Consider the following 12,758-nt stretch of genomic DNA (forward strand, 5'->3'; position numbering starts at 1 on the left):
TCTCTTTATATCGGAAAGAAAGGAAACAGACGGATGGTACAATTGAAAGATGATGAACGAATCGATGATTTATTAGCCAAGGAAGAACGGAGGATTATCCAAAGCCCGAGCGCTTTTGCCTTTTCGCTCGATGCTGTTCTGCTTGCCGACTTTACGTACGTACCGAAAACAAGAGGAAAGATTCTCGACTTGTGTACGGGAAACGGGGTCATTCCGTTGTTTCTATCCACACGCTCTTCCGTACCCATAACTGGAGTGGAAATCCAGGAGCGTCTGCATGATATGGCGGTTCGGAATGTTGAATTGAATGAACTCGGTGATCAGCTTCAGATGATCCATGGGGATTTGAAGGAGATGCCGGCCTATTACGGTAATAACAAGTTCGATCTGGTCACCTGCAATCCTCCTTATTTTCCAACACCCAAAACAGAGGAACATAACTTGAATGAATACCTGGCTGTCGCCCGCCATGAGATTCACTGTACTCTTGAGGATGTAGTATCTGCATGCAGCCGGCTTGCAAAATCCGGTGGGAAAGTATCCATGGTGCATCGGCCGGACCGGCTTGTGGAGATTATCCAACGTTTCAAAGCCCATAAGCTGGAGCCGAAGCGGATGCGGCTTGTCTACCCGAAAGCAGGGAAGGAAGCGAACATCCTTTTGATTGAAGGGGTGCGGGACGGTCGTCCTGGATTGAAAATCCTTCCGCCATTCTATGCGCTTCAGGAAGATGGCGGTTACACCGATGAACTGAAGGATATTCTAAATGGACGGTAGTCATTATGTCTATATGCTTCGTTGTGGGGACGGGAGCCTTTATACCGGGTATACGAATAACCTCGAGCTCCGTCTGCAGAAGCATCGGGAAGGAAAAGGAGCTAAATATACCAGGGGCCGGGGACCGCTCGTACTGGAAGCGTGGCAGTGTTATGATCATAAAAGAGAAGCCCTCCAGGAGGAATACCGTTTAAAGCGGATGGCCAGAACGAAAAAAGAAATATGGATTGAACAGCGGAAGGAGGAAGCTGGTGAAAATTCAAAAGAGCTTTAATGAACATCCAACAGGTACCCTTTATATTGTACCTACACCAATCGGGAATCTGGAGGATATGACGTACCGGGCTGTATCCACCTTAAAGGGTGCTGATATGATTGCGGCAGAAGATACCCGGAATACAAGAAAGCTGCTGAATCATTTCGATATTCACACATCGTTGGTCAGCTATCATGAGCATAACAAATACACCAAGGGATCTCAGCTGGTCGAACAGCTGCAGGCAGGGCAGACCATTGCTCTTGTCAGCGATGCGGGGATGCCGGGGATTTCAGACCCGGGTACAGATCTTGTGGCTGAAGCGGTGGAGGAGGACGTTCCAGTCGTTGTTCTTCCAGGGGCGAATGCCGCCCTCCCAGCCTTGGCCGGGTCCGGTTTACCGACGGATGAATTTTACTTTTGTGGCTTTCTGCCACGTAAAAAGAAAGACAGGGCAGCTGTATTGGGACGTCTGAAACCTTATGGAGCGACGTTGATCTTTTATGAATCTCCTCATCGTCTGAAGGAAATGCTCGCGCATATGAATGAGGAGTTCGGAGCAAGAAGAGCATCGCTCGTGCGGGAATTGTCCAAGCGTTTTGAAGAATATGTACGCGGGACCCTTCCTGAACTCGCCCAGTGGGCTGAGGACGAGGACCTGCGTGGGGAATTCTGCATCATTATAGAAGGCTCTTCAGAAGAGGAAAAGCAGGAGGAGGCATGGTGGGCGGGGATTTCCCTGATTGACCATGTGGACCACTACATCGAGAAAGAACAGATGAAAAGCAAGCAGGCGATTAAACAGACCGCCCTGGACAGAGAACTTCCAAAACGGGATGTTTATCAGGCTTATCACGTCATCCAGGATGAATAGATATAAGAAAATCCCTTACTGTCAGGCCTGTCCAGTAAGGGATTTGTTTTGGAGCATATGTCAGACTGATTATCTCTCTATTCGCTAACCAGTGATTGTCGTCGTCTTTTGTTTATCTCTTTTTTTATTTAAGGTTGTCTTGAAGTTCGTTAAGAAGCATTTGAGCGCCTTCTTTACTTAGAACAAGGTTGCCGTTGGCCAGTTTCATGTTGTCGTCTGAAACTTCACCAGTAATATGACAAGTCATATTCGGCTTATACTTCTTGAGAACGATGCGGTCATCGTCCACGTAAATTTCTAATGCGTCTTTTTCATTGATCCCCAGTGTGCGGCGAAGTTCGATCGGAATCACAACGCGACCAAGCTCGTCCACCTTACGTACAATACCTGTAGATTTCATTTTTCTATCTCCCCTCAATCAAAAGTTTGATCGTCATGTTTCGACATATGTCTCGACATAATAGTACCAACCATTCCCAGACGTGTCAATTACTAAAAAAGGTGCAGAGATTTCCATATCCCTATACGAGGTGAGGTATATAAAATGGGGGAGAGGAGTGATTTCCGCAGGCCTGATTTCCTCTTCTCCATTTATATCGGTTCCAAAAATGGATAGTTTATCCACTTCGGTTATATATGTCCTATTTTACCACGGTATTTACAGATGTGAAGCACTAATGTGTGCTTCTTTTGACAGTTTTACACAACTTTCGGTATATTTTAATGTTAGGAATGGAAATAAAAGAAATAAATCGATAGAATGATACCATGACCTTTCATGGCGTTAGGATGATTTTTTGAGGAGGGAACAGGATGCCAGAGGAAAAGAATACGTTCTATATTACAACACCAATCTATTACCCGAGTGGTAATCTGCATATTGGACATGCCTATACAACGGTGGCCGGCGATGCGATGGCCCGTTATAAGCGCCTGCGGGGGTACGATGTGATGTACCTGACAGGGACGGATGAGCACGGACAGAAGATTCAGCGGAAAGCCGAGGAAAAAGGGGTTTCGCCACAGGAGTACGTCGACGATATCGTCAGCGGAATCAAGCAGCTGTGGGATAAGCTGGATATTACGTATGATGATTTTATCCGTACGACACAGGACCGCCACAAAGTGGTCGTGGAGAAAATTTTCGACTATTTAATGAAAAAAGGGGATATCTACCTCGACGAATATGAAGGATGGTACTGTACATCGTGCGAGTCCTTCTTCACAGAACGCCAGCTTGATGAAGGGCACTGCCCGGACTGCGGCGGTGAAGTGGAGAAAGTTAAAGAGGAGTCCTACTTCTTCAAAATGAGCAACTACGTGGATCAGCTTCTTGACTTTTATGAGAAGAATCCAACGTTCATTCAGCCGGAAAGCCGGAAGAATGAAATGATCAACAACTTCATTAAACCAGGACTTGAAGATCTGGCGGTTTCCCGGACGACCTTCGATTGGGGAATCGGCGTGCCGGGTAATGAAAAACACGTCATTTACGTGTGGATTGATGCCTTGAGTAACTACATTACAGCCCTCGGTTATGGTACGGATGATGATACACGCTATCAGAAATACTGGCCGGCCGATGTCCAGCTGGTAGGGAAGGAAATTGTCCGTTTCCATACGATTTACTGGCCGATCATGCTGATGGCGCTGGATCTTCCGCTTCCGAAAAAAGTGTTCGCCCACGGATGGATTTTGATGAAGGACGGCAAGATGTCCAAATCAAAAGGGAATGTCGTCGACCCGGTTCAGCTCAGTGACCGCTATGGTCTTGACGCCCTGCGTTACTATCTGCTTCGCGAAGTACCGTTCGGATCTGATGGCGTCTTCACTCCGGAAGCGTTCGTAGAGCGGACCAATTATGACCTGGCCAATGATCTTGGCAACCTGTTGAACCGTACAGTGGCCATGATCAGCAAATACTTTGATGGACAGATCCCGGCGCTTACACTGGCTGAGGATACCTTTGATGAAAGCCTGGAAAGTCTTGCCCGTGAAACGCTTGACGGCGTCGAAGAGTCGTTGGAAAATATGGAGTTCTCCGTTGCGCTTTCCACGTTGTGGAAGTTCATCAGCCGTACGAACAAGTACATTGATGAAACGCAGCCATGGGTGCTTGCGAAAGATGAAGCGAAACGGGAGCGTCTCGGAAATGTCATGGCGCACCTGGCCGAAGCCCTCCGTCATACCGCAGTGATGCTGCAGCCATTCCTGACGCAGACACCGGACCGGATTTTCCAACAGCTTGGCTTGAATGAAGAGCGTTTCAAGTCATGGGAAAGCCTTGCAGAGTTCGGATTGATTCCAGCAGGAACGACTGTTCAAAAAGACGAGCCGATTTTCCCGCGTCTTGACGCAGAGGAAGAGACGCAGATCATTAAAGATATGATGAAGCAGCCGGCTCCGAAGGAAGAAGAGAAAAAGGAAGCTCCAGCCGATCTTGCTGATGAAGTGACGATTGAGGACTTCGCCAAACTCGACTTCCGCGTAGCTGAAGTTTTGAAAGTCGACAAAGTGAAAAAAGCGGATAAACTGCTGAAAATCCAGCTCGATCTTGGCTTTGAGCAGCGTCAGGTTGTCTCAGGCATTGCCGAACACTATTCACCAGAGGAACTCGTTGGTAAGAAAGTGATCTGTATTGCCAACCTGAAGCCGGTGAAACTGCGCGGTGAATTGTCCCAGGGGATGATTCTTGCCGGTGAAGACAATGGAAAGCTTGCTCTAGCTTCTGTCGATCAGACCTTGAGCAATGGCACAAAAGTGAAATAACACAGGACTAAAAAGGGAAAGCTCTAATCAGCGCTTTCCCTTTTCCAATGAAAAAAGAAAGGCGGGACAACGATGCTTTTTGATACACACGTTCATTTGAATGCCGATCAATTTGAAGAAGACCTTGAGGAAACGATCCAAAGGGCACGCGAAGCTGGTGTGACGTATATGACTGTCGTCGGTTTTGACAGAAAGACGATTCCGAAGGCACTGGAAATTGCGGAATCGGATGAGAATATCTATGCGGCTGTGGGGTGGCACCCGGTCGATGCGGTCGATATGACTGATGAAGACCTGGCCTGGATTGAAGAGCTGACTTCTCATCCGAAAGTAGTGGCTCTCGGCGAAATGGGACTCGACTACCACTGGGATAAATCGCCGGCTGATGTGCAGAAGGACGTCTTCCGGAAGCAGATCAGGCTGGCGAAAAAAGTCAAGATGCCGATCATCATTCACAACCGGGAGGCAACGGAGGATATTGTGCAGATCCTGAAAGAGGAGAACGCAGCAGAAGTCGGTGGGATTATGCACTGTTACAGCGGCCCTGTAGAAACTGCTCAGGAATGTATCGATATGAATTTCCTGATCTCCCTGGGCGGACCTGTGACATTTAAGAATGCCAAGCTTCCGAAAGAAGTCGCCAAAGCCGTTGATTTAAAGCATATGCTTGTGGAGACGGACTGTCCGTTTCTAGCTCCTCATCCAAATCGAGGCAAACGGAACGAACCGGCTTACGTAAAGCTTGTAGCCGAACAGGTCGCTGAATTGAAGGGGATCTCTTATGAAGAGGTCAGCCGTGTCACGACAGAGAATGCCCTGTCCTTCTTTGGTATTTCCCATTCGTAATGGAGGACTTTGGTCATAATATTACAGCTGTTTGAGAATTGTATGGGAATTGTAACATGCCTGTTATGTTATTCATCTGGGCATAAATGCATAATGGAGGAGTCAGTGATTGTCATCTGACTCCTCCATTTTATTTAAAGGGGAGTTAGTTGACATCATTTTGTCACTTGAATACAATGGAACGCGTGCTTAAGAGAGGGGGCCTTTAGGATGAATAGAAAAGAAATTGTAAAAAAAGCTGTCAGTCAAACGACTTTCTGGGCTGTATTATCTGTTATCCTGGCATCCGCCTTTTTAGTGACCGTTACCTATGAAGCGACCAAGGCTTCTGTCCAGGTGACTCAGAACGGAGAAAAAGAATTGATTCGTACTCATGCGGATACGGTAGAGGAATTATTGTCTGATCTGGACGTTTCCATACAATCGCATGATGAATTATCACATAAATTATCTGATTCAGTTGAATACGGAATGGATGTTGAATACATAGCATCAAAATCGGTTCACCTGGCCATCGATGGCGGGGAAAAGAAAGACTATTATACAACGGCAGCTACTGTCGGAGAGTTTTTCAAGGAGAATGATCTGGAATTCAAGGAACACGATCAGCTGTCCCACCAATCCAGTGAGCATCTCGCTGATGGCATGAGTATTGAGGTCGCTGAAGCCTTTCAAGTTACGTTGAATGATGGCGGAGACGAGGAACATATATGGACGACACCTTCCACTGTGGAAGAATTATTGAAAGAACAGGGAATTGAACTCGATGACCTGGATGAATTGAACGTTGATGCGGATGCATGGGTATCTGCGGATACACCGCTGGAAATCACGCGGGTGGAAAAGGTGACTGACATTGTCGAAGAAGAAACGGATTATTCGGTTGAAGTGAAAAAGGACGACTCCCTTCCGAAAGGGGAGCGCAAGGTGCTGGAAGACGGGCAGGAAGGTCTTGTGACGAAGGAGTATGAAGTTACGATTGAAAATGGCGAAGAGGTCAGCCGTGAGCTTGTAGAAGAGACGGTCGATCAGGAAAGCCGAAGGGAAATCGTAGCGCTTGGTACAAAAGTGGATGAACCCACACCACAGCCTGTGTTGGCAGCCTCCACTTCAGATGCTGAAAAAGACACAGACTCTTCCCGCGAAGTTGTGCAGACATCTGCCAACGTTTCAAAAAGCAGTCCGGAAACAAGCCGTGAAAAAGAATCGAGTCAAACGATGCGGATGCACGCTACAGCGTACACGGCGGAGTGTGCCGGATGCTCGGGCGTAACAGCAACGGGAATTGATTTAAATGAAAACCCTGATAAGAAAGTCGTAGCTGTCGATCCGGACGTCATTCCGCTGGGCAGCCGTGTCTGGGTGGAAGGCTATGGAACTGCCATTGCAGGAGATACGGGTGGAGCAATCAATGGGAAACGGATTGACCTTCATGTCTCTTCCAAGAGCGAAGCTTACAACTTTGGTTCAAAAACGGTACAAGTGAAAATACTGGATGAGTGAAGACAGCAGAGGAACCTTTCCTCTGCTTTTTTCCGTGTATAGACTCATGGTATGCTAGGGAGAGGTTTATAAACGGACGTGCAGGGAGGATATACCATTGAAAATTAAAGAGGTCATTGTCGTTGAAGGAAGAGACGACACGGCCAAAATTAAACGGGCCGTGGATGCAGATACCATTGAAACGAACGGATCGGCTATTGATGAAGAGGTGCTGACACGCATCAAGCATGCGCAGGAGAAGCGGGGCATCATTATTTTTACGGACCCCGATTATCCGGGAGAGCGGATCCGTCATATCATTGCGCAGAAGATTCCGGACTGCAAGCACGCCTTCCTTCCGAAGCATCAGGCCAGAGCGAGGCAGGATAAAGGGATCGGAATAGAGCATGCTTCCATTACGGACATTCAAACAGCTTTAAGCGCTGTCTATGAGCTGATGGATGAGAAGGCAGGGGAAATTTCAAAGCAGGATCTGATCGACCTTGGTTTGATCGGAGGCCCGCATTCTGCTGACTTAAGAGAAAAGATAGGCATGGACTTAAACATAGGCAAAACCAATGGAAAGCAGCTGCTCCGCCGGTTGAATATGTTTCATATCACCCGCCGGCAGCTTGCTGAAAGTATAGATAGAATCAATCAGGAGGAAAGCTATGAACAGTAAAGCGGTTGCGACACCATCACGTACAAAGGAAATACTCGGGAAGTATGGATTTTCGTTTAAGAAAAGCCTCGGCCAGAACTTTCTTATCGACGTAAACATTCTGAAGAATATTATTGAAGAGGCTGGTATTCATGAAGAGGCAGGAGCCATTGAAATCGGTCCGGGAATCGGAGCGCTTACAGAACAATTGGCCCGTCATGCCGATCGTGTCGTAGCCTTTGAAATTGATCAGCGTCTGCTTCCGATCTTGGAAGATACACTGAGTCCATATGATAATGTGCATGTCATCAATCAGGATATTCTTCAAGCCGACGTAGAACAGGTCATTCAGGAACAGTTCAAGGAAGGACAGCCGGTCAGGGTTGTCGCCAATCTTCCTTATTACATTACGACGCCTATTCTGATGAAGCTGTTGATGAGTCATCTGCCGATTGACAGCATAACCGTCATGATCCAAAAGGAAGTGGCCGACCGTATGGCCGCCGAACCGAACACGAAGAGTTATGGATCGTTGTCGATTGCTGTCCAGTACTATACAACAGCGGCCGTAGCCCTGACTGTTCCTAAGACCGTCTTTATGCCGCAGCCGAACGTGGATTCTTCTGTCCTGCACCTGGAGATGCGTGATCAGCCTCCGGTCCAGGTGGAAGATGAAGACTTTTTCTTTGATGTGGTCAAAGCCACTTTCGGGCAGCGCAGGAAAACGTTGATGAATAACCTGGCCCGTCATTTCAAGGGCCGCATGGATAAGAGTGAACTGCGGACCCGCCTGGATGAAGCCGGCATTGATCCTTCCCGCCGCGGAGAATCCTTGTCGATGGAAGAGTTTGCAGCTCTTGCGAATGAGTTGTATAAGTAAGACACAAAGCCCATCTTTTCACATACACTAATGTAGTGCTTAGAGTAAGGTGGGGAAGAAATGATATCAAATGGAGACCTCGTTACGAGGAAGTCTTATCAGCACGATGTAATTTTCCGTGTGAAAGAGAAATCCTCTTCCGTCGTCCAGTTGATGGGTGAACATATCCGTCTCGAGGCGGACGCCCCGCTGGATGATGTGGAAGAAGTCACAGGCGCGGAGTACCACCGTAGAAAAAGCCGTGTAGAGGAACAGGAAGCCTTTTCCTACCGCTTATTCAGACAGGATTACCGGCTGTTAAGGGAACAGCGGGAAGCGGATGCAGGAAGTGGATACGGAACCGATGAAGAAACGAGCTATTTTCAAATCCCGCCGCGTATCCTCCATATTGATGGGGACCCGTTGTTTTTAAAAAAATGCATTGCCTTATATGAACAGCTTGGCCTGCAGGTACACGGACAGTATCTCCATGAGAAGGAAATGCCTCACCAAGTCCTGCCTTTAATAGAAAAAGTTCATCCGGAAATCGTCGTATTAACGGGACATGACTCGTATTCGAAAGCGAAAGGTCCGGTCAGGGAACTGGAATCGTACCGCCATTCCAAGTATTTTGTCGAAGCGGTGAGGAACATCAGGCGCAGCTACCCTAATTTCGATCAACTGGTCGTATTTGCTGGAGCCTGTCAGTCGCACTTTGAATCGATCATCCGTGCCGGGGCCAATTTTGCGAGCTCACCATCCCGGGTGAACATCCACGCCATTGACCCTGTGTATGTAGCAGCCAGAGTGGCATATACGTCGTTCAAGGATCATATTAATATATGGGAGGTTATCCGCAACACCATCAGTGGTCAGGATGGGCTTGGCGGAATAGAGACGAAGGGACTTCTTCGGATCGGCATCCCCTATACGAAAAACCAGGAAGAATTATAGCCGTTGTTTCCAACAAACAACGGCTATTCACTTTTGGGATGGCCCGACGTGTCGTCATCCTTTGTTTCGAATCATCCGGCACTGGATTCCTGCTGATTCAATCCCGCAGAAATGCCGCAAAAAACTACATACTTTTCCTACTTATGGATAACCTAACCAAGAGTAATTATTTATATCATTCTGTTGCAATGTTTTCGATCAGTTGGTATAATTGATAACTTTATTTGACTTTGTCCATAGTCTGTGGTATTCTTATAAACAGTGAGGTGGAGTGCAGTGGCTAAAACGTTAGGTGAAATTAAGCAGTCCCTAGAAGGACAGATTGGTAAACGACTAACTTTGAAAGCAAACGGCGGGCGCCGCAAGACGATTGAGCGTTCCGGTGTTTTAGCAGAAACTTATCCTGCGGTTTTCATTGTCGAGCTTGACCAGGAAGAAAATGCATTTGAACGTGTATCATACAGCTATGCAGATGTACTTACAGAGACAGTCGAACTGACCTTTGATGACCTTAAGACTTTGGCCCTTGAGCAGTGAACCTTCCGTTTGCTGCTTTTTTATTTTGCCTTCATGACGGAAAGCCATTCGTCAGCCTACAGCAGGCGGCTTTATTGTAGAAGTTCCTGCCAGTATTGTATAGAACTACCGGTTTTCCGGTGAGTGGTTTGGCACATACTAACGTTGTCGTAGCTGAGTGAAAGCGAAAGGAGCTGAGAACGATGGGACGTAAGCGCAGCATGATGTCCGATTCGTTTAAAGAAGAGATCGCGAAGGAACTTGGGTTTTACGACAAGGTACAGAAAGATGGCTGGGGCGGCATCTCTGGGCGCGATGCCGGCAACATGGTCAAACGGGCGATACAAATGGCAGAAGAACAAATGGTGAAAAACCAAAACTGAACGTTCCCCTTGATGCCGGGCATCAAGGGGTTTTACAGGTTTGTCTGTTTTACAGGTCCTTCTTCCTCTTCCAGGTGCGAAATATGGTACAATGCTTTCAGATAATCCAGAAGAAGAGGTGCTTATATGCAGATTTTAGAAAAAGCTCCTGCCAAGATAAATTTGTCCTTAGATGTTTTACATAAACGACCGGACGGCTTCCATGAAGTTGAAATGGTGATGACGACCGTTGATTTAGCGGATCGTATCCAGCTGACGCTTCTACGTGAACCTGTCGTAAGAGTGGAATCTGAAAGCCGCTTTGTTCCGAATGATGAACGAAACCTTGCCTACCGGGCGGCAAAGCTGATCCAGGATCGTTTCCGTGTAAAAAAAGGTGTGCATATTCATATTGAAAAAAACATTCCCGTTGCGGCTGGTCTTGCCGGGGGAAGCAGTGACGCAGCGGCTGTCCTGCGCGGAGTGAACCGGATGTGGGGACTCGGCCTGTCTATGGATGAACTGGCCGTCCTTGGTGCTGAAATCGGTTCGGACGTGTCGTTCTGTGTTTACGGAGGAACAGCACTTGCGACCGGTCGTGGTGAAAAAATTCAATCACTGCCGGCTCCGCCGCCATGCTGGGTCGTCCTTTCGAAGCCGACTATCGGCGTATCGACCCAGACGGTTTATCAGAACCTGGATCTTAAAGGGGCGCTTCATCCTGATACCACGGCGATGGTTGAGTCACTGAAGGTTGGAGATTACGACGGGATCTGCTCTCATGTCGGCAATACACTGGAAGGTGTCACTCTCGGTCTTCATCAGGAAGTCGGCCAGATCAAGGAGCAGATGAAGCAGGCAGGAGCGGACGCTGTGCTCATGAGCGGAAGCGGACCGACCGTGTTCTGTCTTGTCGATCAGGATGCCCGTGCCCAGCGGATTTACAACAGCCTGAAAGGGTTCTGTACGGAGGTTTATATGGTAAGGATGCTTGGTTACCGGGAAACCACTTGATAAATTCCGTACATATTTGTTATATTTAACTAAAATATTCGGATTTTGAGGTGTCCTTACTATGAAAAGAAGTGAAAGGCTCGTTGCGATGACGCATTTTATCCTGGACCAGCCGAGAACGTTGATTTCCCTCCCCTATTTCTCAGAAAAGTACGGAGCGGCCAAGTCTTCCATCAGTGAAGACCTTGGCATCATTAATAAAATGTTCCAGCATGAGGGGATCGGGTGTTTGGAAACGATATCCGGTGCCGCCGGAGGAGTGAAGTACATTCCTGTATTCTCTGAAGATTACAGCCGCACGTTCGTGAATCAGCTCTGTGATCGTCTGGAGGATCCGGAACGTCTGCTTCCCGGAGGGTATTTGTTTATGAGTGATATACTCGGGGACCCGGAGACGACGAGGAATATCGGCCGGATGTTCGCCTCCGCCTTCCGTGATAAAGGCGTTGACGTCGTCATGACGGTGGCAACCAAAGGGATTCCTTTAGCCTATGCCGTCGCTTCGTATTTGAACGTCCCAGTCGTCATTGCCCGCCGTGATCCTAAAATATCAGAAGGTTCCACCGTGAGCATCAACTATGTATCAGGCTCCACCCGTAAAATCCAGACCATGGTGCTGACGAAGCGTTCTCTCCAGGAAGGATCCAGAGTCTGCATCATCGATGACTTTATGAAAGCGGGCGGAACCATCAACGGCATGCGGAACCTGTTAAAAGAATTCAACGCAGAACTTGCCGGCATCGGCGTCCTCGCAGAAGCGGAAGATGAAGAGGAGGACCGGGTGGTGGAAGAATATTTATCCCTCGTCCAGATCGTCAATGCGGACGACCGCCGTTCAACCATCGAAGTCCGTCCGGGCAATCTGCTTGAAAATATCTAACCTTTTCCAAAGCTCTCATTCTTTCGTATGAGGGCTTTTTTCATGGCCGGAAAACCGTCGGGTAGTCTGGAGTTCATCGAATATAAAAATTTTTTAGAAAACAGGCAGGAATTTTTCCCGTTTTGTGGAATTTGTGTTACATAAGTTCTTTTGGATAAAAAAGGTGGTGAAATTAATGGAAGTAACTGACGTAAGACTGCGACGCGTGAATACCGATGGAAGAATGCGAGCAATTGCTTCTATTACCTTGGACCAGGAATTTGTTGTCCATGACATACGGGTGATTGATGGCAACAACGGATTGTTTGTGGCGATGCCGAGCAAACGGACTCCGGATGGAGAGTTCCGTGATATTGCACACCCGATCAATTCAGGTACACGTGGAAAGATCCAGGACGCTGTACTTGAAGCCTATCACCAGGCTGGTGAAGAGGAAGGAGCAGAGGTGGAATTCGAAGAAGCCGGGGCCTCCTGATACTTAGGAAACAACAAGAGTCTAACCGATGTG

General features: G+C 47.8%; 15 protein-coding genes. 14 read left to right on the top strand and 1 reads right to left on the bottom strand.

Going from position 1 to position 12,758, the window contains the following annotated elements; all coding sequences use genetic code 11:
* The first annotated feature begins 33 nt into the window (after window positions 1-33).
* The 3 genes from ACXAD6_RS18720 to rsmI are packed head-to-tail and all read left to right on the top strand — an operon-like array spanning window position 34 to window position 1,907.
* Window positions 34-777: a tRNA1(Val) (adenine(37)-N6)-methyltransferase gene (locus ACXAD6_RS18720; RefSeq protein ID WP_474970190.1), complete on the top strand. Its 744-nt coding sequence runs from the start codon at window positions 34-36 to the stop codon at window positions 775-777.
* Window positions 767-1,051, top strand: a complete 285-nt coding sequence (locus tag ACXAD6_RS18725; protein WP_474970191.1) for a GIY-YIG nuclease family protein — start codon at window positions 767-769, stop codon at window positions 1,049-1,051. The genes ACXAD6_RS18720 and ACXAD6_RS18725 overlap by 11 nt, the downstream gene beginning before the upstream one ends.
* Entirely contained in the window at window positions 1,029-1,907 is an 879-nt protein-coding gene (gene rsmI / locus ACXAD6_RS18730) for a 16S rRNA (cytidine(1402)-2'-O)-methyltransferase (protein ID WP_474970192.1), read from the top strand. The genes ACXAD6_RS18725 and rsmI overlap by 23 nt, the downstream gene beginning before the upstream one ends.
* Before the next feature lie 124 nt (window positions 1,908-2,031).
* On the opposite strand, the gene ACXAD6_RS18735 is transcribed toward rsmI, so the two are convergent.
* A complete protein-coding gene (locus tag ACXAD6_RS18735) occupies window positions 2,032-2,307 on the bottom strand; it encodes an AbrB/MazE/SpoVT family DNA-binding domain-containing protein (RefSeq protein WP_027953495.1) in 276 nt (91 codons plus the stop codon).
* A 413-nt stretch (window positions 2,308-2,720) separates the two neighbouring features.
* Between ACXAD6_RS18735 and metG the strand changes: the two genes are divergently transcribed.
* From metG to spoVG, 11 genes are all read left to right on the top strand, one after another.
* Window positions 2,721-4,676: a methionine--tRNA ligase gene (gene metG, locus ACXAD6_RS18740; protein ID WP_474970193.1), complete on the top strand. Its 1,956-nt coding sequence runs from the start codon at window positions 2,721-2,723 to the stop codon at window positions 4,674-4,676.
* A gap of 72 nt (window positions 4,677-4,748) precedes the next feature.
* A complete protein-coding gene (locus tag ACXAD6_RS18745) occupies window positions 4,749-5,522 on the top strand; it encodes a TatD family hydrolase (RefSeq protein WP_474970194.1) in 774 nt (257 codons plus the stop codon).
* A gap of 210 nt (window positions 5,523-5,732) precedes the next feature.
* Entirely contained in the window at window positions 5,733-7,025 is a 1,293-nt protein-coding gene (locus ACXAD6_RS18750) for a ubiquitin-like domain-containing protein (RefSeq protein ID WP_474970195.1), read from the top strand.
* Between the two features lie 97 nt (window positions 7,026-7,122).
* A complete protein-coding gene (gene rnmV / locus ACXAD6_RS18755) occupies window positions 7,123-7,686 on the top strand; it encodes a ribonuclease M5 (RefSeq protein ID WP_474970196.1) in 564 nt (187 codons plus the stop codon).
* Window positions 7,676-8,545 carry a 16S rRNA (adenine(1518)-N(6)/adenine(1519)-N(6))-dimethyltransferase RsmA gene (gene rsmA, locus ACXAD6_RS18760; protein WP_474970197.1) on the top strand — a complete coding sequence of 290 codons (870 nt, stop codon included), beginning with the start codon at window positions 7,676-7,678 and terminating at the stop codon, window positions 8,543-8,545. Before rnmV ends, rsmA begins: the two co-directional genes overlap by 11 nt.
* Window positions 8,546-8,605: 60 nt before the next feature.
* Window positions 8,606-9,478 (top strand): sporulation peptidase YabG, encoded by an 873-nt coding sequence (gene yabG, locus ACXAD6_RS18765; protein ID WP_027953489.1) that lies wholly within the window; start codon window positions 8,606-8,608, stop codon window positions 9,476-9,478.
* Window positions 9,479-9,754: 276 nt separating this feature from the next.
* Complete coding sequence (veg, locus tag ACXAD6_RS18770; RefSeq protein ID WP_027953488.1) at window positions 9,755-10,015, top strand: biofilm formation stimulator Veg; 261 nt, start codon at window positions 9,755-9,757, stop codon at window positions 10,013-10,015.
* Between the two features lie 182 nt (window positions 10,016-10,197).
* Window positions 10,198-10,377, top strand: a complete 180-nt coding sequence (locus ACXAD6_RS18775; RefSeq protein WP_474970198.1) for a small, acid-soluble spore protein, alpha/beta type — start codon at window positions 10,198-10,200, stop codon at window positions 10,375-10,377.
* Window positions 10,378-10,503: 126 nt separating this feature from the next.
* A complete protein-coding gene (gene ispE / locus ACXAD6_RS18780) occupies window positions 10,504-11,370 on the top strand; it encodes a 4-(cytidine 5'-diphospho)-2-C-methyl-D-erythritol kinase (protein ID WP_474970199.1) in 867 nt (288 codons plus the stop codon).
* Window positions 11,371-11,431: 61 nt separating this feature from the next.
* Window positions 11,432-12,250: a pur operon repressor gene (gene purR, locus ACXAD6_RS18785; RefSeq protein WP_474970200.1), complete on the top strand. Its 819-nt coding sequence runs from the start codon at window positions 11,432-11,434 to the stop codon at window positions 12,248-12,250.
* Window positions 12,251-12,425: 175 nt separating this feature from the next.
* Window positions 12,426-12,725, top strand: a complete 300-nt coding sequence (gene spoVG, locus ACXAD6_RS18790; RefSeq protein ID WP_027953484.1) for a septation regulator SpoVG — start codon at window positions 12,426-12,428, stop codon at window positions 12,723-12,725.
* Window positions 12,726-12,758 lie beyond the last annotated feature (33 nt).

The sequence above is a fragment of the Halobacillus sp. ABH2_015 genome (genome assembly GCF_056158945.1).

Coding starts and splice junctions, on each gene's coding strand:
- ACXAD6_RS18720 (WP_474970190.1), top strand. CDS start 34: ATGGTACAATTGAAAGATGATGAACGAATCGATGATTTATTAGCCAAG.
- ACXAD6_RS18725 (WP_474970191.1), top strand. CDS start 767: ATGGACGGTAGTCATTATGTCTATATGCTTCGTTGTGGGGACGGGAGC.
- ACXAD6_RS18735 (WP_027953495.1), bottom strand. CDS start 2,307: ATGAAATCTACAGGTATTGTACGTAAGGTGGACGAGCTTGGTCGCGTT.
- metG (WP_474970193.1), top strand. CDS start 2,721: ATGCCAGAGGAAAAGAATACGTTCTATATTACAACACCAATCTATTAC.
- ACXAD6_RS18745 (WP_474970194.1), top strand. CDS start 4,749: ATGCTTTTTGATACACACGTTCATTTGAATGCCGATCAATTTGAAGAA.
- ACXAD6_RS18750 (WP_474970195.1), top strand. CDS start 5,733: ATGAATAGAAAAGAAATTGTAAAAAAAGCTGTCAGTCAAACGACTTTC.
- rsmA (WP_474970197.1), top strand. CDS start 7,676: ATGAACAGTAAAGCGGTTGCGACACCATCACGTACAAAGGAAATACTC.
- yabG (WP_027953489.1), top strand. CDS start 8,606: ATGATATCAAATGGAGACCTCGTTACGAGGAAGTCTTATCAGCACGAT.
- ACXAD6_RS18775 (WP_474970198.1), top strand. CDS start 10,198: ATGGGACGTAAGCGCAGCATGATGTCCGATTCGTTTAAAGAAGAGATC.
- ispE (WP_474970199.1), top strand. CDS start 10,504: ATGCAGATTTTAGAAAAAGCTCCTGCCAAGATAAATTTGTCCTTAGAT.
- purR (WP_474970200.1), top strand. CDS start 11,432: ATGAAAAGAAGTGAAAGGCTCGTTGCGATGACGCATTTTATCCTGGAC.
- spoVG (WP_027953484.1), top strand. CDS start 12,426: ATGGAAGTAACTGACGTAAGACTGCGACGCGTGAATACCGATGGAAGA.